Genomic DNA, 26,290 nt, shown 5'->3' on the forward strand with positions numbered 1-26,290 from the left:
TATCGCGTCGCGCTCGATCCTCTGCAGGCAGCTAAATCAGAACGCCGGAACCACAGCGCCTTTGTACTTCTCGGCCAGGAACGTTTTCACTTCCGGGCTCTGCAAGGCGGCTACCAGCTTCTTCATCGCGTCCGAGTCCTTGTTGTCCGGGCGGGCCACCAGAATGTTCGCGTAGGGCGAATCGGCACCTTCGATGATCAGCGCGTCCTTGGTCGGATCGAGCTTGGCGCTCAAAGCGTAGTTGGTGTTGATCAGCGCCAGATCGACCTGAGTCAGCACGCGGGGCAGCGTGGCCGCTTCCAGTTCACGGAACTTCAGGTCTTTCGGGTTATTCACGACATCCGAAGGCTTGGACAGGATGTTGCCCGGATCCTTCAGGGTGATCAGACCTGCCTTGGCCAGCAGCAGCAAGGCGCGGCCTTCGTTGGTGGCGTCATTGGGCAGCGCGACGTTGGCACCGTTGGGCAGGTCTGCCAGCGTCTTGAGCTTGTCCGAGTAAGCGCCGAAAGGCTCGATGTGCACCTTGGCCACGGCCACCAGATCAGTACCTTTGCCCTTGTTGAACTCATCCAGATACGGCTGGTGCTGGAAGAAATTCGCGTCCATACGGTTCTGCGACACCTGCACGTTAGGCTGAATGTAGTCATTGAACACCTTGATGTTCAAATCCACGCCTTCTTTGGCCAGGGTCGGTTTGACGAACTCGAGAATCTCGGCGTGCGGCACGGCAGAGGCCGCGACGGTCAGAGTTTCGTTGGCCTGCGCGGACAAAGCGGTGACAGCAGCGAATATGGCCAATAGTTTCTTCATACAACAACTCCTTTGGGCCCGTACGAGACGGGCCAATACCAACGGGTTCGATCAACGATGTGTGAAATGCGCGACCAGTCTGTCGCCGATGGTCTGCAGAATCTGCACCAGCACCAGCAACAATACGACCGTCACGAACATCACATCGTTCTGGAAGCGTTGATAACCATAACGAATCGCCAGGTCGCCCAGCCCGCCAGCGCCCACTGCACCGGCCATGGCCGTGAAAGACACCAGCGCAATAGCGGTCACTGTGATCGCCGCCAGAATGCCAGGCCGCGCCTCAGGCAGCAGCGCCTTGACGATGATCTGCCGAGTGGTCGCGCCCATGGCCTGGGTGGCTTCGATGATGCCGCGATCCACTTCGCGCAAGGCTGTCTCTACCAGGCGCGCAAAGAACGGCGTGGCGCCAGCGATCAGCGGAGGCAATGTGCCGAGGATGCCCAGTGACGTGCCGGTAATGATCTCGGTCAACGGCATCATCACGATCAGCAGGATGATGAACGGCAGCGCGCGCAGCATGTTGACGATCACCCCGACCGTGGCATACAGCTGCTTGTGCTCCAGCAACTGACGCGGCGAGGTGAGAAACATCAGCACGCCCAGCGGCAGGCCGAGCAGGATGGTGAAACCGAGCGATACACCGAGCATGATCAGCGTGTCGCCAGTGGCCACCCAGATCTCGTACCAGTCGACATTGGAAAACAGGTTCAGAAAAGCGTCCATCAGCGCAGCACCTCCATATGAACATCAGCGGCGGTGAAGCGCGCAAAGGCGGCGTCCATGTCGCCGCCGGTGATGGCCAGCGTCAACTGCCCGTAAGGAGTGTCCTTGATGCGGTCGATACGACCGGCGAGGATGCTGTAATCGACTCCGGTTTCCCGCGCCACTGTGCCGAGCAACGGCGCGTAGGTGGCCTCGCCCTGAAACGTCAGACGCACGATACGGCCCTGAACATGAGCGAAGTCGTCACGCTGCTCGTTTTCGTCGACCTGCTCGTCGACCTGCACAAAGCGCTTGGTCGTCGGGTGTTGTGGATGCAGAAACACATCAGCGACCTTGCCGTGCTCGACAATCACTCCGGCGTCCATCACGGCCACCTGATCGCAGACGCGACGAATCACGTCCATTTCATGGGTGATGAGCACGATGGTCAGCTTCAGCTCACGATTGATCTCGGCCAGCAGTTGCAAGACCGACGCAGTGGTCTGCGGGTCCAGCGCGCTGGTGGCTTCATCGCACAGCAGGATTTTTGGTTTGGTAGCCAGTGCGCGGGCGATGCCGACGCGCTGCTTCTGGCCACCCGACAGTTGTGCCGGGTACTTTTTGGCGTGATCGGACAAGCCGACGCGCTCCAGCAACTCGGCCACGCGCTGGTCGATCTGCTTGCGCGGCATATCGCCTGCCAGGGTCAGCGGCATGGCGACGTTGTCGGCCACGGTTTTGGACGCCAGCAGATTGAAGTGCTGAAAAATCATCCCGACCTGTTGGCGGAAGCGGCGCAGGCCATTGGCGTCGAGCGCAGTGACGTCTTCGCCATCGACCACGATCTGTCCACCACTCGGGGTTTCCAGGCGGTTGATCAGGCGCAGCAGGGTACTTTTGCCCGCGCCGGAGTGGCCGATGATGCCGAACACCTGGCCGCTGTCGACGCGCAGGCTGGTGGGGTGCAGGGCCGGTATTTCCTTGCCTGCCACCCGATAGGTTTTGTGGACGTTATGAAACTCGATCACGGAGCGAACCTTGTGGGGCGCGTTAAAAAATCAGCGCAGTGGCTAGAGCACCACCTGCTTCGTTACCTCGGCCAGATAAAGCCGGGCGCGCATTTTAGCCTGTCCGGCCCGCTGTGCTTAGCATTTATTTACCGGCGGTCCTGCGCAATGGGCATAACACGACCGTTGGTGAGCGTATGACGAAAATAAAAGGAACGGCTGTTTTTTGCTCCGGTCACTTCATGGATACCGTGATTTCCCGCTTACGCCAGGGAAGTCGTAATCAGCGAACCCAACTCAATGATTGGGGCGAGATAAGGAGTCTCTGATGGCTAGCAAGAACGCACCACCTGTAACCGAAACGCCCAAGAGCGAAATGGCAGGTACCGACACCCTGGACCGTGGCAATACCAACGAAAAGCTGGAAAGTCTCGAGCAGTTTCGCTCGGACGCGACCCAGCAGGCCCTGCGCACCAACCACGGCGTCAAGATTTCCGATAACCAGAACACCCTGAAAGTCGGCAGCCGCGGCCCATCGCTGCTCGAAGACTTCATCATGCGTGAAAAGATCACGCACTTTGACCATGAGCGTATTCCGGAGCGTATCGTCCACGCCCGTGGCACTGCAGCGCATGGCTATTTCCAGACTTACGAAGACCACGGCGCCCTGAGTAAAGCAGGCTTCCTGCGTGATCCGGGCAAGAAGACTCCGGTGTTCGTGCGTTTCTCCACCGTTCAGGGCCCACGCGGCTCGGGCGATACCGTGCGTGACGTGCGTGGCTTTGCCGTCAAGCTCTACACCGACGAAGGCAACTTCGACCTGGTGGGCAACAACATGCCGGTGTTCTTCATTCAGGACGCGATCAAGTTTCCTGACTTCGTGCACGCGGTGAAACCCGAGCCGCACAACGAAATCCCGACGGGTGGCTCGGCTCACGACACTTTCTGGGACTTCGTCTCGCTGGTGCCGGAATCCGCGCACATGGTGCTGTGGACCATGTCCGACCGTGCGATCCCGAAAAGCCTGCGCACCATGCAGGGCTTTGGTATCCACACCTTCCGCTTCATCAACACCGAAGGTAAGTCGAGCTTCGTGAAGTTCCACTGGAAGCCCAAGTTCGGCGTCTGCTCGCTGGTCTGGGACGAGGCGCAGAAGCTCGCTGGCAAGGACACCGATTTCCACCGCCGCGACCTGTGGGAGTCCATCGAGATGGGCGACTACCCGGAATGGGAACTGGGTGTACAGATCGTTGCCGAGGAAGACGAGCACAAGTTCGACTTCGACCTGCTCGATCCGACCAAGATCATCCCGGAAGAACTGGTCCCGGTCACCCCGCTGGGCAAGATGGTCTTGAACCGTAACCCGGACAACTATTTCGCCGAGACCGAGCAGGTCGCCTTCTGCCCGGGCCACATCGTGCCGGGTATCGATTTCTCCAACGATCCACTGCTGCAAGGTCGCCTGTTCTCCTACACCGACACGCAGATCAGCCGTCTGGGTGGGCCGAACTTCCACGAAATCCCGATCAACCGTCCGATTGCACCGAACCACAACGGTCAGCGTGATGCACAGCATCGCACCACTATCGACAAGGGCCGCGCTTCCTACGAGCCGAACTCGATCGATGGCGGCTGGCCGAAAGAAACCCCTGCCGGCCCGGTAGATGGCGGCTTCGAGACCTACCCTGAGCGTGTTGAAGCGCACAAGGTGCGTGAGCGCAGCGAATCGTTCGGCGATCACTTCTCGCAGGCCACCCTGTTCTTCCAGAGCATGAGCCATCACGAGAAAGAGCACATCATCGCGGCCTACAGCTTCGAGTTGGGCAAGGTCGAGCGCGAGTACATTCGTGCCCGTCAGGTCAACGAGATTCTGGCCAACATCGATCTGGAGCTGGCCAAGCGTGTAGCCGCTAACCTCGGCTTGCCAGCACCGACTGCCGGTACCGTACCTGTGCGTCAGACTTCGGTTAAAGAGTCGCCTGCGCTGAGCCAGGTCAACCTGCTGTCTGGCGATATCGTTTCGCGCAAGGTTGCCATTCTGGTGGCTGATGGCGTCGACAGCAAAGCGGTCGAAGCCATGAAAGCCGCGCTGACTGCCGAAGGCGCACACGCCAAGGTATTGGGCCCGACCTCCGCACCGGTCAAGACAGCTGACGGCAAGAGCCTGCCGGTGGACGCTTCGGCTGAAGGCCTGCCTTCGGTAGCGTTCGACGCAGTCTTCGTGCCGGGTGGCAAGGCGTCGATCAAAGCGCTGGAAGGCGACGGCGTGGCATTGCACTTCATCCTGGAAGCCTACAAGCACCTCAAAGCCATCTCCTTTGCCGGGGAAGCCGAAGAGCTGTTGAAGACGCTACGCCTGGAAAAAGATGCGGGCCTGCTGGAGGTATCCGATAGCAAGTCGTTCAAAGCGTTCTTCCACGCGATTGCTCAGCACCGTGTGTGGGATCGTGAAGTGAAAGCCAAGGCTGTTCCGGCTTGATCTGACGCTGCTACGCGTATCGCTCCCACGCTCCGGCGTGGGAGCGCCTTTCCGGACCCTCTGCGTCCGCTTTTACGCTCTCTCCCCCCGCTTATACTCCCGAACACTTCTCGTTCCTCACGCTCCGCGTAGGAATGCAGTTCTGGACGCTCTGCGTCCGCTTTGAAGGATCGACTCAGGACTTGGCTGGCGTCAGGATGATCTGCGCTTTTTCATTGCGCTCGATCTGGCGACGCAATTGCAGTTCGAAATCCGGATTGGTCTTGACCACCCGCTTGGTCAGCAACGTAGCCAGCCACGGATAGTCTTCGGTGCGCGGCACCACCATCAGCACTTCACAATTGAACGCTACGGTATCGGCTGCGATATCGTTCAGTTGACGACGCAATGCACGCATATCGCCGATCTTGAGCTCAATCGTCGTGCTTTCTGCCGACGGATCAATCAGCTTGGCAACCCTTCTGGCTTCGGCCGCCTTCAAATCCGCTTCGGCTTTTTCCAGCTCGGCCTTGCGTGCATGGGCAATGGCGCCGTTGACGCCACTGGTCAGCGCCGGTGCCTTGGGCATCAGGGCGCGTGCACGGCTCAGCGCAGAGGCCGCCGCGTTCATGTCACCCTTCTGCAGGCTGATCTGGCTGCGGCTCAGATAGGCTTCGGCCAGACGACGCTGAAAAGGCTCCAGACGGATGTCGGCAGGATTGGCCGCCTGCAACGCCGCCAATTGGTCCTCGGCGGTTGCCAGCTCATTGCCGGCGATGTTCTGCTCGAGCTGAGCGAACGCGTCAGGCTGAGACTCGGAGCCAGGCGCCTCGACAGTGGGCGCACTCTGGCAGGCACCCAACAGGATGGAAAATGCGACAAGCAGCAGATAGCGTGGGGCGAACGGCTTCATTCCTGCGATTCTCTAGTTTGCGCAAAAAACGAGCAAGTCTACACCGCTCGCCTGGGTAGAACAAAGCTGAGCAAGAACAACGCCGCAGCAGATACCACTATAGACGGTCCGGCAGGGGTGTCCTTGAACCAGGACAATGATAGCCCGGCACACACGGCTATCACGCCTAACAGGCTCGCGCCCAGCGCCATTTGCTCCGGCGAACGGGCGTGACGCTGTGCCGCAGCCGCCGGGATGATCAACAGCGAAGTAATCAGCAGAACACCGACGATTTTCATCGCTACCGCGATCACCACCGCGATCAGCAGCATCAACGTCATGCGCAGTGTAGCAACCGGCAGGCCTTCGACACGCGCCAGTTCTTCATGCACGGTCATTGCCAGCAGTGGGCGCCACAGCGCGACGATCAGCACCAGCACCAACGTGCTGCCGCCCAGAATCCAGCCCAGATCAGCCGGGCTGATGGCCAGCAGATCGCCAAACAGGTAGGCCATCAGGTCGATGCGCACTTCGTGCATGAAACTGAGCACCACCAGCCCCAGCGACAAGGTGCTTGGTGCCAGAATCCCCAGCAGCGTGTCCGACCCCAGCGGCTGGCGCTGCTGCAACGTGACCAGCAACACCGCCAGCAGCAGGCAGCCGACCGTCACCGCGATGGTCGGACTGATATCGAGCAGGAAGCCCAGCGCGACGCCGAGCAGCGCGGCGTGGGACAGTGTGTCGCCAAAATACGCCATGCGCCGCCAGACCACGAATGATCCCAGCGGGCCAGCGACCACGGCCAGAGCAACGCCTGCGAGCAAGGCATACAGTAGAAAATCAGCCATGCTTGCAGCCGTCTCCGTGAACATGAGTGTGGGAGGTCGCAGCGTCATTCACCACCGCGCCATGCAGATCATGGGCGTGGTCGTGATGGTGGTGATAAATCGCCAGGCTCTGCGCATTTTTGCCGAACAGCTCGACAAAGGCCGGGTCATGGCTGACCTGCTCGGGATGCCCGGAGCAACAAACGTGGCGGTTCAGGCACACCACTTGATCGGTGGTGCTCATGACCAGATGCAGATCGTGGGAAACCATCAGCACGCCGCACTGGTGGCGGTCGCGCAGCCGGGTAATCAGGCTGTACAGCTCGGCCTGTCCGGCCACGTCGACACCCTGCACCGGCTCGTCGAGGACCAGCAACTCAGGCTTGCGCAATAACGCGCGTGCCAGCAGAACACGCTGCATCTCGCCACCGGAAATGCCTTGAATCGGGCTATCGATGACCTTTCCGGCGCCGACTTCTTCCAGCGCCGACGCTGCGGCCGTGCGATCCACACCGGGAACCAGGCGCAGGAAACGCAGCACCGACAGCGGCAGCGTCTGGTCCACATGCAGTTTTTGCGGCATGTAGCCGACACGTAACTTCGGCTTGCGCCAGACGCTACCGGAGTCGGGCTTGAGCAACCCCAGCACCGCACGCACCAGCGTGGTCTTGCCAGCACCGTTGGGGCCGATCAGGGTGACGATCTCGCCAGGCTTGACGCTCAACTGGATGTCATCCAGGACGTTTTGCCCGGAAAGCGTAACGGCGACCTTGTCCAGACGTATCAATGCATCCGACATCAAGCGGCCTTGCAGCCAGCGCACACGCCGACGATCTCGACCGTTTGGCCTTCCACCGCGAAGCCGACGCCTGCGGCGGCGTCGACCACGGCATTGCTGATGGCCGGGTGCTGCAGTTCGATCGCCGCATGACACAAGCGGCAAATCAGGAACTGGCCCTGATGCGCGTGGGTGGGGTGGTTGCAGCCCGTGAAGGCGTTGAGCGAGGCAATCCGGTGTACCAGCCCGTTTTCCAGGAGGAAATCCAGCGCACGGTAAACGGTTGGCGGGGCCGCACGGCGACCGTCTTCATCACTCAGCACTGCAAGGATGTCGTAAGCACCCAGCGGCTTGTGGCTTTGCCAGACCAGTTCCAGCACGCGACGGCGCAAGGTGGTCAGGCGCAGACCCTGTTTGGCGCACAGCGCATCAGCTTCGGCGAGGGCCGAATGCACGCAGTGAGAGTGGTCATGGGGGCGACTGGCCAGGGGAGTATTGGGCATGAGCAGCGACGATATTGGCTAGAGACGTTATTATGTTACCCGTTCCTGGCTGATATGAGTGATTCGAGTGCGCCGTCTTTTAAATCTTGCTGCTGTTTTCTGGGTCAGCCTGCTGATCATCGCCCCTGCTCAGGCTGAGGTCCGAGTGCTGACCAGTATCAAGCCTCTGCAGCTGATTGCGGCGGCTGTGCAGGACGGCGTCAGTAACCCGGAAGTGCTTCTGCCACCGGGTGCCTCACCGCATAACTACGCACTGCGCCCATCCGACGTACGGCGGGTACAGGACGTCGAGTTGCTCTACTGGATCGGCCCGGACATGGAAACCTTCCTGCCGCGCGTCCTGAAAGGCCGCAAACTGCCTACGGTTGCCGTGCAGACACTGCCGGGTATGCACCTGCGCCACTTTGGCGAAGACAACGCCTCGCATGATGACCACGAGCATGATCACGACAACGACGCAGATGAACATGACCACGACCACCGGCCAGGCAGTCTCGATTCGCACCTGTGGCTGTCGACCGTCAACGCGCGAGTGATCGCCGCAAAAATGGCCGCTGACCTGAGCGCTGCCGACCCTGCCAATGCAACACGCTACACCAGCAATGCCGAGGCCTTCAGCAAACGTCTCGATACGCTGGACGCTCGTATCAAGCAGCGTGTCAGCGCAGTGGCAGGCAAGCCGTACTTCGTGTTCCACGAGGCCTTCGATTATTTCGAAGAGGCCTATGGGCTCAAGCATGCCGGGGTATTCGCCATCGCCGCCGAGATCCAGCCCGGCGCCCAGCACGTCGCCGCCATGCGCGAACGCCTGAAAGCTGCCGGCAAGACCTGCGTATTCAGCGAACCACCCCTGCGCCCGCGCCTGACCGAAACACTGAGCACCGGCCTGCCGGTCAAACTGGCCGAACTGGACGGACTGGGCGGCTACACCCCAGCCACCGCGCAGGGTTACGAGCAAGTACTGCAAAAGCTGGCTGATGATTTGGCGGGTTGCCTGAGCAGTCTCTGACTGCCACCGCCCACATCGCAGCACTGCCGTGTGACGCAGAGCGTCACGAACTGCATTCACACCAGAGCGTGAGGAACGATAGTCGTCAGGGATAACACTATCGTGCCCATGCTCTGGTATGACCCCCGAAGGTTGGACGATTATTTCTACGCTGCCTGAGCGGCCTGCATTCTGAACTCCACAGGGCTCAGGCCGTTAAGTTTCAGTTTGATGCGTGACTGATTGTAATACTCAATGTACTCGTCGATGCCCGCATGAAGCTCATCCAGATTGTTAAATTTGTTCAGATAGAAAAACTCGGACTTCAGCGTGCCAAAAAAACTTTCCATAGCCGCGTTGTCGTAGCAGTTGCCCTTGCGCGACATGCTGCATGTGATCGAATGCTCATTGAGTAATCGTTGGTAAACAGGCATCCGATATTGCCAGCCCTGGTCTGAGTGCAAAATAGGCTTTTCATGCGGCTCAAGCTTCTTGAACGCTCCTTCAAGCATTTCGTCCACCATGGAGTACAGCGGGCGCCTGGCGATTGCATAGGAAATGATTTCGCCGTTGTACAGATCCATGATGGGCGACAGATAGAGCTTCTGGCCTCCCACTTTGAACTCGGTGACGTCCGTGGCCCATTTTTCATTAAGGTGCTGGGCCTTGAAATCACGCTTGAGAATGTTGGGCGCAGCCTTGCCTACTTCGCCCTTGTAAGAGCGGTATTTCTTCACTCGCACCAGGCTCTTCAGGCCAAGCTGCCCCATCAGTTTCTGCACCGTCTTGTGGTTCACAAGATGGCCTGCGCGCCGCAACGCCGCCGTGATACGACGATAGCCATACCGGCCTTTATGATCGTAGAAAACTGTCTGAATCAGGTCTTTCAGCCCGGCGTACTTATCGCCCGCTTGCAGTACCTTTTGTTGATAGTAAAAAGTGCTGCGCGCCAGACCGGCAAGCTTCAGCAGGCCACCCAGAGAATGCCCCAGTCTCAGTTCGGTTACGATTTGCGCTTTTTCTGTTGCGCTATTCGTTGCTTCTTCTGAGCCAAGGCATCGAGCTTTTTTAGATAGTCGACCTCCATCCGCAGTTGCTTCACCTCGGCAAGCAACTCGTCACGCGAGCGCGATTCATCGTCGATTGAGGGGGCGTTCACAGGCGGAAGTGCAGTCGTCATCTTTCTTGGGCGTCCGGCTTTTGTGGGTGGCTTGGAGGAGGCATCAAAGGCCCCTTCTTCATAATGGCGCTGCCATAGACCGATGATGCCGAACTGACGGATATCGAACAAGGCCGCTGTCTGGCGCAGAGATAAACGCTCATCATGCATGCGCTTCAAAACAGTCAGCTTGAACTCGTCACTGTAGCGCTGGCGTTTTTTCTCTTGCAGGCCCGCTACGCCATGAATCTGATAGGCCGCAACCCACTGCCTAAGGCAGGAAAAATCCACATCGTGGCGATGCGCAACATCCCTCAAACCTGCCTTGCCAGCACAATACTCTTTCACGGCTGCGAGTTTTGCCTGCTCTGTATATTTACCCATGACGCCTCCAAAGGTTGCATCCAACCTTCGGGGGTCACACCATTTCGATGATGGCCATTCTGGAAACGGCCCGTCAGGTTGCGGTAACCGATGCCAACATCCTGATTCTGGGCGAGTCGGGTACCGGTAAGGGCGAACTGGCCAGGGCGATTCATGGCTGGAGCAAACGCGCCAAGAAGTCCTGCGTCACGATCAACTGCCCATCGCTGACTGCAGAACTGATGGAAAGCGAACTGTTCGGCCACAGCCGCGGCGCCTTTACCGGCGCCAGCGAAAGTACGCTGGGTCGCGTCAATCAGGCCGATGGCGGCACCCTGTTTCTCGACGAAATCGGTGACTTCCCGCTGACGCTGCAGCCCAAGTTGCTGCGCTTCATTCAGGACAAGGAATACGAGCGCGTCGGTGACCCGGTGACCCGACGTGCCGACGTGCGCATCCTGGCCGCCACCAACCTCAACCTTGAGGACATGGTGCGCAGCGGACGTTTCCGTGAGGATCTGCTGTACCGCCTGAACGTGATTACCCTGAATCTGCCAGCCCTGCGTGAGCGCAGCGAAGACATTCTGACCCTGGCGGACCGCTTTCTGGCGCGTTTCGTCAAGGAGTACGCCCGTCCGGCTCGCGGCTTCAGCGAAGAGGCCCGAGCGGCACTGCTCAATTACCGCTGGCCGGGCAACATTCGTGAGCTGCGCAACGTGATCGAGCGAGCCAGCATTATCTGTCCACAGGAGCGCGTGGAGGTCAGTCATTTGGGCATGGCTGAGCAACCGACCAACAACGCACCGCGGGTGGGAGCGGCCTTGAGTCTGGACGAGCTTGAAAAGGCGCACATCGGGGCCGTACTGGCAACCAGTGAGACCCTTGATCAGGCCGCCAAGACCCTGGGTATCGATGCTTCGACGCTTTACCGCAAACGAAAACAGTACAACCTATGAAATACCTCAAATGAAGCTGGCCATGAAGTTGCGCACCCGCCTCTTTCTGAGCATTTCGGCGCTGATCACGGTCGCTTTGCTCGGGCTGCTGCTGGGGCTCGTCAGTGTCATGCAGATGGCCCGTACTCAGGAATCGCTGATTCAGCATAACTTCGCCATCCTCGATCTGGGTCTGAAGTTGCGTCAGAACATGGGTGATCAGTTGGTGTTGATGACCGGTTCCAATCGCAATGAGCCTGAGCTGCAAAGAATGCAGAAGCAGTTCGAAGAGCTGCTGGAGGAGGGATCGGCGCAGGACACCCAGCAAGATGTGCGCAACGGTTTTGAGAAGACCCGAGGCGATTATCAGCGATTCATTGCCGCCTGGCAGCAGTATGGCAATGATCCGCGAGGCATACGCGGCAACTCGCAATTGAGCGAAAGTTTCGACACGTTGCGTAACGGTCTGATGGATGTGCATCGCAAGGCGCTGGAGAACATCAGCAACGCCGAGATCAACTCCAGGGATCGTGCATTGTGGATCGCCGGCTTGCTGGGCCTGGTCGGGCTGGCTGTGCTGTGCATCGGCTTTGTGACCGCGCATGGCATCGCCCGCCGTTTCGGTGCGCCGATCGAGGCGCTGGCCAAGGCTGCCGATCGCATTGGTGAGGGTGATTACGAGGTCACGCTGCCCATTTCCTCGGCCGCCGAAATGAACCTGCTGACCCGGCGCTTCGGCATCATGGCCGAAGCCCTGCGCCAGCATCAGGCGACCAACGTCGATGAGCTTCTGGCGGGCCAGCAACGTCTGCAGGCGGTTCTCGACAGTATCGACGATGGCCTGCTGATGATTGATCGCCAGGGCCACCTGGAGCACCTCAACCCTGTTGCGCAGCGCCAGCTCGGATGGGACGAGAGTCGCCTCGGGCACAGTCTGGGCGAGGCGTTGGGCCGCCCCGAGCTGGATGAGCAATTGCATCTGGTGCTGCGAGGCGGAACGCTGGAACGTGCGCCGGAAGACCTGGCCATCGAAATCGACGGCGAGTCGCGACTGCTGACCTACAGCATGACGCCGGTCAGCCACACCAAAGGCCACATCCTGGGTGCGGTGATGGTGCTGCACGACGTGACCGAGCAACGTGCTTTCGAGCGGGTACGCAGCGAGTTCGTCCTGCGCGCCTCGCATGAGTTGCGCACGCCGGTTACGGGGATGCACATGGCGTTCGGCCTTCTTCAGGAGCGTCTGCATTTTGCTCCCGAGTCCCGTGAGGCCGATCTGCTCAATACGGTCACCGAAGAAATGCAGCGCCTGATGCAGCTCATCAACGACCTGCTGAATTTCTCGCGTTATCAGAACGGTCTGCAGAAGCTCAAACTTGCACCGTGCTCCATCGAGACCTTGCTGCAAGAAGCCAAGGCGCGCTTTGAGGATCAGGCCCAGGAGCAGGATATTGTGCTGATGCTGGATATGCAGGAGCCGATGCCGCGCCTGCATGCCGATCAGTCCCAGCTGGAGCGGGTACTGGATAATCTGCTGGACAATGCCTTGCGTCACACGCCGCCGAACGGCCTGATTCGCCTGCAGGCCAGGCGTCACGGTGAGCGGGCGATCATCAGCGTCGAAGATAACGGCGAGGGCATTGCCTACGGACAGCAGGGGCGGATCTTCGAACCCTTCGTCCAGGTCGGCCGCAAGAAAGGCGGCGCCGGGCTCGGGCTGGCGCTGTGCAAGGAGATTGTCCAGCTGCACGGCGGACGCATGGGCGTTTATTCACGGCCGGGGCAGGGCACGCAGTTCTATATGGCTTTACCGCTCTGAGGGCTTGAGCACCAAGCCCTCACGCGCTTCAATTCGAGTGATTGAGCACCTGCAGGATGGCCGCGCTCTGTGCGTCAGGCTCGCCGTCGAAGCGTGCCGGGCGATAGTGCATCTGGAAGGCGGCCAGTACCTGGCGTGTTGCGACGTCCAGTTCACCGGTCTGCGGGGTACTGTAGCCCAAGCGTGCCAATTGCTGCTGGAACCAGGTGATGCTCGGCAGATTGACTGCCAGCAATGCCTGACGCTGGGCAACCTGGCGTTCGTCCGGCCAGTTGCCCAGACCTTCGGCAGCGAGGCGTTTCCATGGGAACAATGGCCCCGGATCCTGCTTGCGCAACGGGGCGATGTCGCTATGACCGATGATGTGTTTGGGGTCGATCCTGTTGCGTTTGACGATGTCCTTGAGCAAGACAATGATCGACTGGGTCTGCGCTTCGGTGTACGGATACCACAGGCGACCTGTCGGCGTTTCCTTGAAGCCCGGATTGACGATCTCGATGCCGATCGAACTGGAGTTGAGCCAGGTACGGCCTTCCCACTCGCTTTCGCCGGCATGCCAGGCACGCGCGCTTTCATCGACCAGCTTGTAGATGGTGGCCTTGCTGTCGTCACCGATCAGGTAGTGGGCGCTGACCTCGCCATGGGTCAGTAATTGCAGCGAGCGTTCCAGCGACGTCGAGGTGTAATGCATCACGATGTACTGGGCACGGCCATCGAAATTTACCGAGGGATGGCTGGTGTCCAGCCTGGGGCCGCTGGCACAGGCAGTGAGGAGAAGCATGAGCAAGGCAGAGAAATACAGCTTCATGAGGTCGGCAGCGTCGGCAGGAAATGAAACATCATAACAAAATGTGTGCGAATAGCATGGGGCACCCGCTATTTGTTCAGGTCAAAATGTTTCAGTCAGCCCTGTTCGATGCGGTTCCGGCCGTTCTCCTTGGCCTTGTAAAGCGCCTGATCAGCACGTTTGATGGCGGTGTCGCTCTTCTCTGACGGGCGAAAAGCCGTCAGTCCAATGGAGACGGTGATGGTGACTCGCTCACCCTTGAAGTGGAAAGGGCACGACTCGACGGCGGCGCGCAGTTCATCCAGGAGCGTCAGCCCGGTGGCGGGAGATGTCGCGGGCAGCAGCATGACAAATTCTTCGCCGCCAAACCGTGCCATGAAGTCGTCGGCGCGCAGGCGTTTGCTGAGGACATTGGCGACGATCTTCAATACCTTATCGCCAGCCAGGTGCCCGTAGCCATCGTTGATGCGTTTGAAATGGTCCAGGTCCAGAATGCACACCAGCAAGCTGTTTTTTTCTTCCTGCCACCTGGCCATCTCCTGTTCGAGTCGCTCGCCCCAGGCTGCACGATTGGGCAGTCCGGTGAGCGGGTCGATCAGGGCCTTTTGACGCTGTTCCTCCAGATGAGTCCTGAAACCCAGGGCTTCCTGCTCCATGCTCGCGACGCGGGCCGCCAGACCTTGCAGGCGCGAGGCCACTTCGCGCTCGCGGGCATCGCGCTTGAGCTGGTAGTGATCCATGGTGCCGAGCAGGGCCTCAAGCCGATTGTCGAGCACCCGCTTGAGGCTGGGCAGATCGGAGGCGTCCTGAACACTGCTTTGCAGGCCGCCCACCTGTTCGCGCAACTGGTCGTTCAGGTCGCGCGCAGTGGTCTGATCCTCGGCGTGATCTTCACTGGCGGCCTGCAAATGGCTCTGAAACGATTCGAGCCGCTCATTGAGCTGCTTGAGGTAAGTGCCGAACTCCTGCTGACCACCGTTATTGATCGCCAGCATCAACACCGCCAGATCGTCGAGGATCGGCAGCAACTCGTACCAGTTAAGCCCATGTTTCAAGCGTAACTGCATATCCTCAACCTGCGGGCGAAAGTGCTCGGACAGGGTCAGGTCGTCCAGCAGGCCCAGCAAAGTCTGTTCAATGTGCGCCGCCACCGAGCTGTAACTGGGCTCTGGTGAGGAGGGCAGCGCGTAACCTTCTTCGCCCTCTGCCGACTCGGGCTGCTGCTCGGCCTCTGCGTCGGGTTCTGCGACTGTCACGTCGATTGGCGCGGGCCGCTGTTGGTAAGGCACTGATGGGACTGGCGCCAGAACATCCGCGAAATCGATGGGTTCGACGGTGGCAGGTGCAGGCCCGGCGACGGCTTCTACCGATATCGGTGCAATGTCCGTGGCAGTGGTCGGTGGCGCAGGTTCTTCAGGCGTCACTGCAGCGGGTATCACTGCGGCAGGCGCAGCGCTTTGCGGGGCAGGCGTCGGCAGTGGGCTGTTTGCGGCGACGGCGGCTGCGGTAGGGGAATCAACGGCCTCGGCTTCGCCAGGAGAGGCGTCTGGCGGAGCGTGAGCGCTTGCTGCTTGCCGCTCGGCTTCGGGCTCATGCGATTCCGGTGTGGGGGGGGCGTCTTCGGGGTGAGCCGCTTCAGGATGGGGCTCGTTGCTGTGGCCTTCGCGTGAACCGAACAGGCGTTGCAGCAACCCTTGGCGCGGGCCTTCTTCGGGTTTTTCAATCTGGGTAAGTGCCTGGCCCTGCAAATTGCTCAACTCGCCAAGCAGCAGGGGCAGTTCACGGGCCTGGGAGGCGCGCTCTTCAAGCTCCTTGGCAAAGCGCTTGAGCGGCCTGCGTACTTCGCGTGGCAGCGGTAGTGACTGTAGCTGTGCAACCAGTGCGGTCAGTGCCGAACTGATTTGAGCGGCCCGTACTTCGCGGCGTTGCTCAGAGTCCAGTACGGCTTTTTCAAGGCGCGGGATCAAGGCTGCCAGGCCCGCATCCATATCGTCCTTGCGGACGATTTCGCGCATTTCCTTCATGCATTCGTCGACGGCGCGGTCAGAGCCCTCAGCCGCCAGACTGCTGCGTACCAGACCGCGTCGCAACAAATCGAGCCGCGCATCCCAGCGCTTTTCGAGTGTGTCCTGCTGCTCGATCCCTTTGAGGTATTTCTCTTTCCAACGCTCCGCGTCGTCGCTCATGCAAGGCTTCCACCAGAGGGCACAGGCAGTGAGTCCCCACGCAATGAGTCTGGCAGGCGAATCTCGACAGCGACAGGCAGGTGATCGGAAATGGGTTGCGCCAGTACCTGCACGCGCTCGAGCGTCAGGGTCGGGCTGAGCAAAATGTGATCGAGGCAGCGTTGTGGCCGCCAGCTCGGAAAGGTCGCCTCTATCTGCGGGGCCAGAAGCCCCAGATCCCGTAGCGGAGAGTGCTCAAGCAGGTCATTGGCGTGGGTATTCATGTCGCCCATCAGCACCTGATGGCGATAACCGCCGATCAGTTCGCGAATGTACGCAAGCTGCCGGGTTCGGGTTCGGGTCCCCAGCGCCAGGTGCATCATGACCACGACCAGTGCATCCTCGCCCTCGCCGAAACGCACAAGAATTGCGCCGCGCCCGGCGGGGCCTGGCAGCGGGTGATCCTCGATCTTGGTCGGACGCAGACGGCTCAGCACGCCGTTGCTGTGCTGGGCCAGGCGTCCGAGGTTGCGATTGAGCTGTTGATACCAGTACGGAAAGCCGCCCAGTTGGGCGAGATGCTCGACCTGATTGACGAAGCCGGAGCGCATGCTGCCGCCGTCGACTTCCTGCAGCGCGACAAGATCGAAATCGTTGATCAGAGCGCCGATCTTCTGCAGGTTGCCAGCCCGGCCACCATGCGGCAGCAAGTGCTGCCAGCTGCGCGTCAGGTAATGATGGTAGCGCTGGGTGCTGATACCCACCTGGATATTGAAACTGAGCAAACGCAGCCTGCCGTCTTCCGGCAGGCCGTTTTGCAGCAGATGATGTTCGTTGACCTGCGGATCATGCAGGCCAACGATACGGGTACTGCCTTTGCCCCAGCGGCGCATGACGTGCGCTTACTTGGCGGCTGAGGCAGCCGCTCGCTCTTTGGCAATCAACTGGTCGGCAACTTCCAGGGTCTTTTCCGGACCACCGGCAGAACCCAGGTCAAAGCGGTACTTGCCATTGACGATCATGGTCGGCACGCCGGTCACTTCATACTTCTTGGCCAGTTCCTTGTACTGGGCGATCTTGCCCTTGACCGCGAAAGAATCGAAAGTCTTCAGGAATTCGTCCTTGTTCACGCCCTGAGTGGCGACGAAATCAGCCATGTCATTCTTGTCGGTCAGACGCTTGCCGCCTTTCTGGATGGCTTCGAATACGGCCGCGTGGACTTTATGCTCGACGCCCATGGTGTCGAGGGTGATGAACAGTTGGCCGTGAGCGTCCCAAGGGCCGCCGAACATGGCAGGAATACGCACGAAATGTACGTCGGACGGCAGTTTTTCGACCCATGGATTGATGGTCGGCTCGAACGCGTAGCAATGCGGGCAGCCATACCAGAACAGTTCGATGACTTCGATCTTGCCTGGCTCGGCAACAGGCACAGCGCTTGCCAGCTCTACGTATTGCTTGCCGGCCTCGATGGGCGTGGCAGCCTGGGCGGACATACCGAACAGACTGGCGGCAACCAGAGCGGCGCTGATGATCAGATTACGCATGCTTTACTCCTGAGCAGATTGAATCGCCTTCAAGCGACGGTGTTTCGACCGGACGCGAAAGCCTGAGTTCGTTAGTGTAACGCTGAGGTTGTAAAAATGGGCGACCGAGGACGGCCTTTTTGCACAAGGAGTGAAGCAGGTCATGTCTGAATGTTCCAGCATATCTATCAGATCGGCTCGATACGGTGTGAGTGTGGGTCGGGGGGCAGGTGTGTCATTATATGCGCACGGATCCAAACGAAACCGACACCTCCTGCCGCACCCCTTGCAGGCAGGTATTCACCGGAAATCACATGCAACTCAAAAACCCCATCCTCGGTCTGTGCCAACAGGCCACGTTCATGCTCAGCGCCGCCAAGGTCGACCAATGCCCCGACGACGAAGGTTTTGAGGTCGCGTTTGCCGGTCGCTCCAACGCGGGCAAATCGAGCGCGCTGAACACCCTGACCCACGCCAGCCTGGCGCGCACATCGAAGACGCCGGGGCGTACCCAGTTGCTGAACTTTTTCGGTCTGGACGAAGATCGCCGTCTGGTCGACCTGCCTGGTTACGGCTACGCCAAAGTGCCCATTCCGCTCAAACTGCACTGGCAGCGTCACTTGGAAGCCTATTTGGGCAGCCGCGAAAGCCTGAAGGGTCTGATCCTGATGATGGATATCCGTCATCCAATGACCGACTTCGACGTACTGATGCTGGATTGGGCCATCGCCAGCAACATGCCGATGCACATTCTGTTGACCAAGGCTGACAAGCTGACCTATGGCGCGGCCAAGAACACGCTGCTCAAGGTTCAGGCCGAGATTCGCAAAGGCTGGGGCGATGCAGTGAGCATCCAGTTGTTCTCGGCCCCCAAGCGCATGGGGCTGGAAGAGGCCTACACCGTGCTGGCCGACTGGATGGAACTGGAAGACAAGGCACCTGCGGAGTAAATCGCAGGCAAAAAAGACCCCGGACTTCGCATGGGGAGGGGGAAGTTCCGGGGCTTAAGGTCCAGACCTTAGGGTGGGATCTGGATAACTGCCAACACTTAACACAACTAGGAGCACGATCGATTTTTCAACCAATCGACACGTCTGACTCCTGTCCAAACGGTTAAGTTCCAGCAGTGAAGAAAAGTTCACATTTCCTACAATATTTGACGAACCTGCGTACAGGTTCGCCATTTCAGGCTCAGTGAGCCTCGTCCCAATTGTTGCCAACCCCCACTTCCACAAGCAACGGCACTGCCAGTTCTGCTGCGCCGCTCATGTGTGGACGGATCTGTTCACTGACCTGATCGACCAGGTCCTCGCGCACTTCAAGTACCAGTTCGTCATGAACCTGCAGGATGACCCGTGCATCCAGGCCGGACTCGTCCAGCCAGCCGTTCACCGCCACCATGGCTTTCTTGATGATGTCCGCAGCGGTGCCCTGCATCGGCGCGTTGATCGCCATGCGCTCCGCGCCTTTGCGCAGGGACTGGTTCTTGGCGTTGATATCCGGCAGGTACAGGCGACGACCGAAGATGGTTTCGACAAAACCTTGCTCGGCAGCCTGGGCGCGGGTGCGCTCCATGTAGTTCAGCACGCCAGGGTAGCGGGCGAAGTAGCGGTCGACATACGCCTGTGACTGCTTGCGATCGACGCCAATCTGCTTGGCCAGACCGAACGCGCTCATGCCGTAGATCAGGCCGAAGTTGATCGCCTTGGCGCTGCGACGCATGTCAGTGGTGACGTTTTCCAGCTCGACGCCAAATACCTCTGCAGCCGTCGCGCGGTGAACGTCCAGGTCATTGCGGAACGCGTGCAGCAAGCCTTCGTCCTGGGCCAGATGCGCCATGATGCGCAGTTCGATCTGCGAATAGTCGGCGGCCAGCAGTTTGTAACCCTTCGGGGCCACGAACGCCTGACGAATGCGCCGGCCTTCAGCGGTACGAATCGGGATGTTCTGCAGGTTCGGATCGCTGGACGACAAGCGACCGGTGACGGCCACCGCCTGATGATAGGAGGTGTGAATCCGCCCGGTACGCGGGTTGATCTGCTCTGGCAGGCGGTCGGTGTAGGTGCTCTTGAGCTTGCTCATCGAGCGGTATTGCATCAACACCTTGGGCAGCGGGAAATCCTGCTCCGCGAGTTCGGCAAGCACGGCCTCGGCAGTCGATGCCTGACCGGTGGCGGTCTTGCTGAGAATCGGCATGCCGAGTTTCTCGTAGAGAATTACGCCCAGCTGCTTGGGTGAGCCGAGGTTGAACTCTTCGCCGGCAATGGCGAAGGCTTCGCGCTCCAGCGCAGTCATCTTGTCGCCCAGTTCGACGCTCTGGATACCCAGCAGGTTGGCATCGACCAGCGCGCCCTGGCGCTCGATACGCGCCAGCACAGGCACCAGCGGCATCTCGATATCGTTCAATACCGGCTGCAGGGTCGGAATCGCGGCCAGCCGTGCGTCGAAGACTTCATGCAGGCGCAGGGTCAGGTCCGCTTCTTCGGCGGCGTAATTACCCGCCTGTTCCAGTGCAATCTGGTCAAAGCTCAGCTGTTTGGCACCTTTGCCGGCAATCTCCTGGAAATTGATCGGCGTGTGCGTCAGGTACTTGGCCACCAGGCTGTCGCGGTCGTGGCGGGTGGCGGTGGAGTCCAGTACGTAGGATTCCAGAATGGTGTCGAAGCGCACGCCCTGCAGGTCGATACCTTGAGCCTGATCGCCGTCGATCGCGCAATTGGCAAGCAGGTTGATAGCGAACTTGGCGTGCTGGCCGACCTTGGTTTTGTCCGGGTCTTCCAGCAGCGGCTTGAGCGCCTTGAGCACGGTGTCGCGGTCCAACTGCTGCGGCACGCCCATGTACGAGTGGGTCAGCGGAATGTAGGCGGCTTCGTGGGTCTGAATGGCGAAGGACAGGCCGACCAGTTGCGCACGCTGGGCATCGGTGCCGTTGCTCTGGGTGACGAAGGCAAACAGCGGCGCTGCCTGCAGCTTCTTCAGCCACGCATCGAACTGGCCCTGTTCAAGAATGACTTCATAAGCCGCTTCCCTGTCCTCAACAGTCGGCTCTTCGACGGTCAGCTCCTGGCCGGCACGTTTGGCGTCGCGTTGCAGGTCTTCGATCCAGCTCTTGAATTCCAGCTCGGCGTACAGCTCCATCAACGTGTCGCGGTCGGGCTCGCCGCAATGCAATTGATCCAGCTCGATGTCCAGCGGTACGTCGATCTTGATGGTCGCCAGTTCGTAAGACAGAAAGGCCATCTCACGATGTTCTTCGAGTTTGGCGGCCAGGGTCTTGGCGCCACGGATCGGCAGGGAAGCGACCTTGTCGAGGTTCTCGTAAAGCTCCTTGATGCCACCGCCGATGCCGACCAGCAGGCCGACTGCGGTCTTCTCGCCAACGCCGGGCACGCCGGGAATGTTATCGACCTTGTCGCCCATCAAAGCCAGGTAATCGATGATGTGCTCCGGACCGACGCCGAATTTCTCTTTCACGCCCGCCACATCCAGCACGCTGCCGGTCATGGTGTTGACCAGGGTGATGTGGCCGTCGACCAGTTGCGCCATGTCCTTGTCGCCGGTGGAGATCACCACTGGACGATCGGCTGCCGCGCTGCTGCGTGCCAGCGTGCCGATCACGTCATCGGCTTCGACGCCTTCGACGCACAGAAACGGGTAGCCCATACCTTTGACGCAGGCATGCAGCAGGTCGACCTGCACACGCAGATCATCCGGCATGCTCGGCCGGTTGGCTTTGTAATCGTTATACAGCGCATCACGGAACGTCCCGCCCTTGGCGTCGAACACCACGGCGAGCGGGCTGTCCGGATACTGGCGCCGCAGGCTTTTGAGCATGTTGAGCACGCCCTTGACGGCACCGGTCGGCAATCCTTTGGAGGTGGCCAGTGGTGGCAGTGCGTGGAAGGCGCGGTAGAGGTAAGAGGAACCGTCTACCAGGACGAGTGGCGCTTGGGTCATGAGCAGAATCAACCTTTTCGGCGGGGGCGGCGCTAGAATGCGCGAACCATTGACGACAAAGGGACAAGGTTATCATGCGCAAGGTAAATCGACTGATATTGACCGGGCTGTTGGCCTTTTGCCCTTTGTTCGTTGTTGCAGCAGAAGATCCACCTTCTGCGGCGCCGGACGTTACTATTCGCACTGACGGTGACAGAACCATTCAGGAATACCGCCAGAACGGCTTTCTGTATGCGGTTAAAATCACCCCGAAACACGGCAAACCCTATTTTCTGGTGCGCGCCGATGGTACAAGCCCCAATTTCATTCGTTCGGACCAACCGGACATGCTGATCCCGCAGTGGGAAATATTCAGCTGGTAGCACCCTACATTCACTTCAATCGTTGGCAGTCCTGATATGTCCGTTTTTACCCCACTGGCTCGGCCCGAGCTGGAAACATTTCTCGCCCCTTACGGGCTCGGCCGTCTGCTTGACTATCAGGGCATCGCTGCCGGTAGTGAAAACACCAATTACTTCATCAGCCTGGAGCAGGGCGAGTTCGTGCTGACGCTGGTCGAGCGCGGCCCGGTTCAGGAGATGCCGTTCTTCATCGAGCTGCTCGACGTGCTGCATGAAGCCGATCTGCCAGTGCCTTATGCGCTGCGCACCACCGACGGTCAGGCGCTGCGCGAGCTGGCAGACAAACCGGCGCTTTTGCAGCCGCGTCTGCCGGGCAAGCACATCAGCGAGCCGAACACCCAGCACTGCGTGCAGATCGGCGAGTTGCTGGCCAACCTGCATCTGGCGACCCGTGGGCAGATCGTCGAGCGCAAGACTGATCGCGGCCTGGACTGGATGCTGAGTGAGGGGCGCAATTTTCTGTCGCACCTGGGCGAGACTCAGCGAGCGCTGCTTGAAAAGAGCCTTCAGGAGATCGAGGCGTTCAAGCCGCAGATCATGGCGCTGCCGCGCGCCAATCTGCATGCCGATCTGTTCCGCGACAACGTACTGTTCGAAGGTACGCACCTGACCGGGTTGATCGATTTCTACAATGCTTGCTCGGGTCCGATGTTGTACGACCTGGCGATTGCCCTGAACGATTGGTGTTCCCGGGAAAACGGTCAGCTCGACGCTGTCCGCGCGCGCGCCTTGCTGGGCGCCTATGCGGGCTTGCGACCGTTTACGGCTGCGGAGTCGAAGCTTTGGGCGACTATGTTGCGTATCGCTTGTGTGCGTTTCTGGCTGTCACGTTTGATCGCCGCCGAAACCTTCGCCGGGCAGGATGTGCTGATTCATGATCCTGCGGAGTTCGAGCGCCGCCTGGCCGAGCGCCAGGAAGCGCACATTGCATTGCCGTTTGCGCTCTGAGACCAGACCTGTCTCCGCGAGTCGATTGTCGTCCCAACGCTCTGAGCTGATCCCAAAAAGTTGGACAGTTGACTATCGTTCCCATGCTCCGTGGGAATGCAGTTGGTGACGCTCTGCGTCGCAAGAGGACGCGGAGCGTCCAGACCGGCATGCCCACGCGGAGTGGTGTGACCCCCGAAGGTTGGATGCAACCTTTGGAGGCGTCATGGGTAAATATACAGAGCAGGCAAAACTCGCAGCCGTGAAAGAGTATTGTGCTGGCAAGGCAGGTTTGAGGGATGTTGCGCATCGCCACGATGTGGATTTTTCCTGCCTTAGGCAGTGGGTTGCGGCCTATCAGATTCATGGCGTAGCGGGCCTGCAAGAGAAAAAACGCCAGCGCTACAGTGACGAGTTCAAGCTGACTGTTTTGAAGCGCATGCATGATGAGCGTTTATCTCTGCGCCAGACAGCGGCCTTGTTCGATATCCGTCAGTTCGGCATCATCGGTCTATGGCAGCGCCATTATGAAGAAGGGGCCTTTGATGCCTCCTCCAAGCCACCCACAAAAGCCGGACGCCCAAGAAAGATGACGACTGCACTTCCGCCTGTGAACGCCCCCTCAATCGACGATGAATCGCGCTCGCGTGACGAGTTGCTTGCCGAGGTGAAGCAACTGCGGATGGAGGTCGACTATCTAAAAAAGCTCGATGCCTTGGCTCAGAAGAAGCAACGAATAGCGCAACAGAAAAAGCGCAAATCGTAACCGAACTGAGACTGGGGCATTCTCTGGGTGGCCTGCTGAAGCTTGCCGGTCTGGCGCGCAGCACTTTTTACTATCAACAAAAGGTACTGCAAGCGGGCGATAAGTACGCCGGGCTGAAAGACCTGATTCAGACAGTTTTCTACGATCATAAAGGCCGGTATGGCTATCGTCGTATCACGGCGGCGTTGCGGCGCGCAGGCCATCTTGTGAACCACAAGACGGTGCAGAAACTGATGGGGCAGCTTGGCCTGAAGAGCCTGGTGCGAGTGAAGAAATACCGCTCTTACAAGGGCGAAGTAGGCAAGGCTGCGCCCAACATTCTCAAGCGTGATTTCAAGGCCCAGCACCTTAATGAAAAATGGGCCACGGACGTCACCGAGTTCAAAGTGGGAGGCCAGAAGCTCTATCTGTCGCCCATCATGGATCTGTACAACGGCGAAATCATTTCCTATGCAATCGCCAGGCGCCCGCTGTACTCCATGGTGGACGAAATGCTTGAAGGAGCGTTCAAGAAGCTTGAGCCGCATGAAAAGCCTATTTTGCACTCAGACCAGGGCTGGCAATATCGGATGCCTGTTTACCAACGATTACTCAATGAGCATTCGATCACATGCAGCATGTCGCGCAAGGGCAACTGCTACGACAACGCGGCTATGGAAAGTTTTTTTGGCACGCTGAAGTCCGAGTTTTTCTATCTGAACAAATTTAACAATCTGGATGAGCTTCATGCGGGCATCGACGAGTACATTGAGTATTACAATCAGTCACGCATCAAACTGAAACTTAACGGCCTGAGCCCTGTGGAGTTCAGAATGCAGGCCGCTCAGGCAGCGTAGAAATAATCGTCCAACCTTCGGGGGTCATACCAAAGGGCTGTGGGAATCCAGACCATCCTTGGGCTTGCGAACCTCACCTTCCAGTGCTTCGAGACGTGCAGACAGTTGTCGAACTTCAAGCTGCTTGGCCGTCGCAAGACGCAACTGGTCAGGACTGCACGGCTTGACCAGGTAGTCGGCTGCGCCAGCCTGAATGGCATCGACAGCCGTATCGACCGCCGAATGAGCAGTCACGATCACCACACGCATCCACGGCGCCTGAATCCGCATCTGCGCCAGCACGTCCAGGCCATTGTCTTCGCCCAGACGCAAATCGAGAAAGCACAGATCGAATACTTGACGCTGCATGAGCGTGTCGGCCTGGGCTGCGCTGTTGGCAGTGGCAACACTGTAGCCTTCGTCTTCCAGACAGTATCGGAAAGTGCGGAGGATGGCGGACTCATCGTCCACAAGCAGAATACGGCCCTGATTCTCAGTGGCTGCTTCCATTTTTCCTACGCTCCTTAATGAATTGTCTCAGTTAGTCTCGGAATCATCGGGCAAGTTGCATGGTCAATTCTGATTGATTCTTCGGCATGCATGGTAGCTTTCTGATCAGCTAATGGCGAACAGCCTGACTAATCCGCGTTTATGCCGTCAAAACCGTCTATTCGGAGACGAAATCTCACCGCAAAAGGAACACTCCTATGTTTTCACTGAAAAAGATTGCTCTGATCACCGCCGCCGCTGCGCTACTGGGCAGCGGCCCGGTACTCGCCCAGCCTGATCTGCCTACTCAGCTCACCGAGGCGCGTCAGGAAGGCTCGATCTGGACAGCTTTCGCGCTGAACAAGCATCTGAGCCCGTTCAAGATCGATGTGGGTGTCGAGCAAGGCACTGCGACGCTCAAGGGCAAGGTTGAAAACGAAGTGGACCGCGAGCTGGCCGAGCGCATCGCACTGGATACCAAAGGCATCGAAAAGGTCGACAACCAGCTCGAGGTGGATCCTGCTGTCGCCACCGAGCCTGGCACCCGGACCAACATGGCTCAGCGGTTCGAGGATGCAACGCTGGTCGCAACGGTGAAATCCAAGCTGCTGTGGAGCAGCGTGACCGAAGCGCTGAATATCGAGGTCGACAGCAAGGACGGCGTCATCACCCTCAAGGGCCGTGCACAGAGTCCCGAAGCCAAAGAGCTGGCGGGTAGCCTGGCCAGCAATACCGATGGCGTGGTCAGCGTCAACAACCTGATCAGCCTCAGCGCAGCCGACTCGATTGCGGCCAAGACCCAGCCACAGTCGCTGACCCCGACCGAGGAAATGAGTGACGCCTGGATCACCAGCAAGGTCAAGGCAAGCCTGATCTACAGCCGCACGCTGGATGGGCTGAACATCAAAGTGGATACCAAGGCCGGTGTCGTCAGCCTGAATGGCGTGGTCGCCAACTTCGCCGAGAAAGAACTGGCGGTGGAAATCGCGAAAAACATTCGTGGTGTCAAAGGCGTCAACGGCGACGCACTGAAGGTCATGGCACGCAGCGCAGGCTGAGGGTTCAGCGCCATCGCGCTGAGCGCTTCGTGCAGAACGCACGATTACAAAGGGGTAATCGTGCAGCTTGCTGGTAACATGCCCTCACCAAACTTATTAAACCATTGATTTTAAAGAAATTTATATCGATCAAAAAACTGGCATGCAGTCTGCAA

At 59.1% G+C, this 26,290-nt stretch carries 21 protein-coding genes and 2 pseudogenes; 9 read left to right on the forward strand and 14 right to left on the reverse strand.

Annotation, left to right across the window (positions count from 1 at the left end):
- Positions 1-36: 36 nt before the first annotated feature.
- Genes V476_RS10030 through V476_RS10040 form a run of 3 tightly spaced genes read right to left on the reverse strand, consistent with a single transcriptional unit; the run spans position 37 to position 2,543 of the window.
- Positions 37-810, reverse strand: coding sequence for a MetQ/NlpA family ABC transporter substrate-binding protein (locus V476_RS10030; protein WP_003392501.1), 774 nt, complete (start codon positions 808-810; stop codon positions 37-39).
- A 51-nt stretch (positions 811-861) separates the two neighbouring features.
- On the reverse strand, positions 862-1,536 hold the full coding sequence (locus V476_RS10035; protein ID WP_003317371.1) for a methionine ABC transporter permease: 675 nt from the start codon (positions 1,534-1,536) through the stop codon (positions 862-864).
- Positions 1,536-2,543, reverse strand: coding sequence for a methionine ABC transporter ATP-binding protein (locus V476_RS10040; protein WP_024959392.1), 1,008 nt, complete (start codon positions 2,541-2,543; stop codon positions 1,536-1,538). Before V476_RS10040 ends, V476_RS10035 begins: the two co-directional genes overlap by 1 nt.
- A 307-nt stretch (positions 2,544-2,850) precedes the next feature.
- Between V476_RS10040 and katE the strand changes: the two genes are divergently transcribed.
- Positions 2,851-5,001: a catalase HPII gene (gene katE, locus V476_RS10045; protein WP_024959391.1), complete on the forward strand. Its 2,151-nt coding sequence runs from the start codon at positions 2,851-2,853 to the stop codon at positions 4,999-5,001.
- A gap of 175 nt (positions 5,002-5,176) precedes the next feature.
- Here the strand turns inward: katE and V476_RS10050 are convergent, their stop codons facing one another.
- From V476_RS10050 to V476_RS10065, 4 genes are read right to left on the reverse strand one after another with little or no spacing between them, the layout of a single operon-like run.
- Entirely contained in the window at positions 5,177-5,893 is a 717-nt protein-coding gene (locus V476_RS10050; RefSeq protein WP_024650022.1) for a PA5502 family lipoprotein, read from the reverse strand.
- Between the two features lie 38 nt (positions 5,894-5,931).
- Positions 5,932-6,720: a zinc ABC transporter permease subunit ZnuB gene (gene znuB, locus V476_RS10055; protein ID WP_024959390.1), complete on the reverse strand. Its 789-nt coding sequence runs from the start codon at positions 6,718-6,720 to the stop codon at positions 5,932-5,934.
- Positions 6,713-7,498, reverse strand: a complete 786-nt coding sequence (znuC, locus tag V476_RS10060) for a zinc ABC transporter ATP-binding protein ZnuC (protein ID WP_003341613.1) — start codon at positions 7,496-7,498, stop codon at positions 6,713-6,715. The genes znuB and znuC overlap by 8 nt, the downstream gene beginning before the upstream one ends.
- Positions 7,498-7,980 (reverse strand): Fur family transcriptional regulator, encoded by a 483-nt coding sequence (locus V476_RS10065; protein ID WP_003425978.1) that lies wholly within the window; start codon positions 7,978-7,980, stop codon positions 7,498-7,500. Before V476_RS10065 ends, znuC begins: the two co-directional genes overlap by 1 nt.
- A gap of 67 nt (positions 7,981-8,047) precedes the next feature.
- Between V476_RS10065 and znuA the strand changes: the two genes are divergently transcribed.
- Complete coding sequence (gene znuA, locus V476_RS10070; RefSeq protein ID WP_024959389.1) at positions 8,048-8,989, forward strand: zinc ABC transporter substrate-binding protein ZnuA; 942 nt, start codon at positions 8,048-8,050, stop codon at positions 8,987-8,989.
- Between the two features lie 146 nt (positions 8,990-9,135).
- Here znuA and V476_RS26965 read toward each other — a convergent pair.
- Positions 9,136-10,511, reverse strand: a protein-coding gene (locus V476_RS26965; RefSeq protein WP_103715870.1) for an IS3 family transposase whose coding sequence is annotated in 2 segments (ribosomal slippage) — positions 9,136-10,040 and positions 10,040-10,511 — 1,377 coding nt in all. Because the reading frame shifts where the segments join, the coding sequence is not laid out codon by codon here.
- Between the two features lie 35 nt (positions 10,512-10,546).
- Here V476_RS26965 and V476_RS10085 point away from each other — a divergent pair.
- Positions 10,547-11,446, forward strand: a pseudogene (locus V476_RS10085) (sigma-54 interaction domain-containing protein); the annotation flags it as partial.
- A gap of 10 nt (positions 11,447-11,456) precedes the next feature.
- Positions 11,457-13,244, forward strand: coding sequence for a KinB sensor domain-containing domain (locus V476_RS10090; RefSeq protein ID WP_010413459.1), 1,788 nt, complete (start codon positions 11,457-11,459; stop codon positions 13,242-13,244).
- A 28-nt stretch (positions 13,245-13,272) separates the two neighbouring features.
- Here the strand turns inward: V476_RS10090 and V476_RS10095 are convergent, their stop codons facing one another.
- The 4 genes from V476_RS10095 to V476_RS10110 all read right to left on the reverse strand — a co-directional run bounded on the left by V476_RS10095 (position 13,273) and on the right by V476_RS10110 (position 17,743).
- Positions 13,273-14,052: an N-acetylmuramoyl-L-alanine amidase gene (locus V476_RS10095; protein ID WP_024961491.1), complete on the reverse strand. Its 780-nt coding sequence runs from the start codon at positions 14,050-14,052 to the stop codon at positions 13,273-13,275.
- Between the two features lie 95 nt (positions 14,053-14,147).
- On the reverse strand, positions 14,148-16,217 hold the full coding sequence (locus V476_RS10100) for a GGDEF domain-containing protein (protein ID WP_024961492.1): 2,070 nt from the start codon (positions 16,215-16,217) through the stop codon (positions 14,148-14,150).
- A complete protein-coding gene (locus V476_RS10105; protein WP_024961493.1) occupies positions 16,214-17,089 on the reverse strand; it encodes an endonuclease/exonuclease/phosphatase family protein in 876 nt (291 codons plus the stop codon). Before V476_RS10105 ends, V476_RS10100 begins: the two co-directional genes overlap by 4 nt.
- 9 nt (positions 17,090-17,098) lie before the next feature.
- Positions 17,099-17,743 carry a thiol:disulfide interchange protein DsbA/DsbL gene (locus tag V476_RS10110; RefSeq protein WP_003425972.1) on the reverse strand — a complete coding sequence of 215 codons (645 nt, stop codon included), beginning with the start codon at positions 17,741-17,743 and terminating at the stop codon, positions 17,099-17,101.
- Positions 17,744-18,036: 293 nt separating this feature from the next.
- Between V476_RS10110 and yihA the strand changes: the two genes are divergently transcribed.
- Positions 18,037-18,672, forward strand: coding sequence for a ribosome biogenesis GTP-binding protein YihA/YsxC (gene yihA / locus V476_RS10115; protein ID WP_003341625.1), 636 nt, complete (start codon positions 18,037-18,039; stop codon positions 18,670-18,672).
- Between the two features lie 241 nt (positions 18,673-18,913).
- Here the strand turns inward: yihA and polA are convergent, their stop codons facing one another.
- The gene (gene polA / locus V476_RS10120) at positions 18,914-21,679 is read right to left on the reverse strand and encodes a DNA polymerase I (RefSeq protein ID WP_024961494.1); all 2,766 of its coding nucleotides are present in this window, start codon (positions 21,677-21,679) and stop codon (positions 18,914-18,916) included.
- A 74-nt stretch (positions 21,680-21,753) separates the two neighbouring features.
- Between polA and V476_RS10125 the strand changes: the two genes are divergently transcribed.
- From V476_RS10125 to V476_RS26970, 3 genes are all read left to right on the forward strand, one after another.
- Positions 21,754-22,041, forward strand: a complete 288-nt coding sequence (locus V476_RS10125) for a DUF2782 domain-containing protein (RefSeq protein ID WP_003318904.1) — start codon at positions 21,754-21,756, stop codon at positions 22,039-22,041.
- Positions 22,042-22,077: 36 nt separating this feature from the next.
- Positions 22,078-23,028 (forward strand): homoserine kinase, encoded by a 951-nt coding sequence (locus V476_RS10130; protein ID WP_003425976.1) that lies wholly within the window; start codon positions 22,078-22,080, stop codon positions 23,026-23,028.
- 205 nt (positions 23,029-23,233) lie between these two features.
- Positions 23,234-24,609, forward strand: a protein-coding gene (locus tag V476_RS26970) for an IS3 family transposase (RefSeq protein WP_103715870.1) whose coding sequence is annotated in 2 segments (ribosomal slippage) — positions 23,234-23,705 and positions 23,705-24,609 — 1,377 coding nt in all. Because the reading frame shifts where the segments join, the coding sequence is not laid out codon by codon here.
- 33 nt (positions 24,610-24,642) lie between these two features.
- Here V476_RS26970 and algB read toward each other — a convergent pair.
- Positions 24,643-25,098: pseudogene (gene algB, locus V476_RS10145) on the reverse strand (sigma-54-dependent response regulator transcription factor AlgB); the annotation flags it as partial.
- A gap of 197 nt (positions 25,099-25,295) precedes the next feature.
- On the opposite strand from algB, the gene V476_RS10150 reads away from it, so the two are divergent.
- Positions 25,296-26,135 (forward strand): BON domain-containing protein, encoded by an 840-nt coding sequence (locus tag V476_RS10150; protein WP_003347445.1) that lies wholly within the window; start codon positions 25,296-25,298, stop codon positions 26,133-26,135.
- The last annotated feature ends 155 nt before the right edge of the window (positions 26,136-26,290 follow it).

Origin of the sequence: Pseudomonas syringae KCTC 12500 (genome assembly GCF_000507185.2) — a bacterium.
GTDB lineage: Bacteria > Pseudomonadota > Gammaproteobacteria > Pseudomonadales > Pseudomonadaceae > Aquipseudomonas > Aquipseudomonas syringae.

Bases quoted from the DNA above. Each gene is read 5' to 3' on its own strand.
- V476_RS10030 (WP_003392501.1), bottom strand. From the start codon at position 810: ATGAAGAAACTATTGGCCATATTCGCTGCTGTCACCGCTTTGTCCGCG.
- V476_RS10035 (WP_003317371.1), bottom strand. From the start codon at position 1,536: ATGGACGCTTTTCTGAACCTGTTTTCCAATGTCGACTGGTACGAGATC.
- katE (WP_024959391.1), top strand. From the start codon at position 2,851: ATGGCTAGCAAGAACGCACCACCTGTAACCGAAACGCCCAAGAGCGAA.
- V476_RS10050 (WP_024650022.1), bottom strand. From the start codon at position 5,893: ATGAAGCCGTTCGCCCCACGCTATCTGCTGCTTGTCGCATTTTCCATC.
- znuB (WP_024959390.1), bottom strand. From the start codon at position 6,720: ATGGCTGATTTTCTACTGTATGCCTTGCTCGCAGGCGTTGCTCTGGCC.
- znuC (WP_003341613.1), bottom strand. From the start codon at position 7,498: ATGTCGGATGCATTGATACGTCTGGACAAGGTCGCCGTTACGCTTTCC.
- V476_RS10065 (WP_003425978.1), bottom strand. From the start codon at position 7,980: ATGCCCAATACTCCCCTGGCCAGTCGCCCCCATGACCACTCTCACTGC.
- V476_RS10090 (WP_010413459.1), top strand. From the start codon at position 11,457: ATGAAGCTGGCCATGAAGTTGCGCACCCGCCTCTTTCTGAGCATTTCG.
- V476_RS10095 (WP_024961491.1), bottom strand. From the start codon at position 14,052: ATGAAGCTGTATTTCTCTGCCTTGCTCATGCTTCTCCTCACTGCCTGT.
- V476_RS10100 (WP_024961492.1), bottom strand. From the start codon at position 16,217: ATGAGCGACGACGCGGAGCGTTGGAAAGAGAAATACCTCAAAGGGATC.
- V476_RS10105 (WP_024961493.1), bottom strand. From the start codon at position 17,089: ATGCGCCGCTGGGGCAAAGGCAGTACCCGTATCGTTGGCCTGCATGAT.
- V476_RS10110 (WP_003425972.1), bottom strand. From the start codon at position 17,743: ATGCGTAATCTGATCATCAGCGCCGCTCTGGTTGCCGCCAGTCTGTTC.
- yihA (WP_003341625.1), top strand. From the start codon at position 18,037: ATGCAACTCAAAAACCCCATCCTCGGTCTGTGCCAACAGGCCACGTTC.
- polA (WP_024961494.1), bottom strand. From the start codon at position 21,679: ATGACCCAAGCGCCACTCGTCCTGGTAGACGGTTCCTCTTACCTCTAC.
- V476_RS10125 (WP_003318904.1), top strand. From the start codon at position 21,754: ATGCGCAAGGTAAATCGACTGATATTGACCGGGCTGTTGGCCTTTTGC.
- V476_RS10130 (WP_003425976.1), top strand. From the start codon at position 22,078: ATGTCCGTTTTTACCCCACTGGCTCGGCCCGAGCTGGAAACATTTCTC.
- V476_RS10150 (WP_003347445.1), top strand. From the start codon at position 25,296: ATGTTTTCACTGAAAAAGATTGCTCTGATCACCGCCGCCGCTGCGCTA.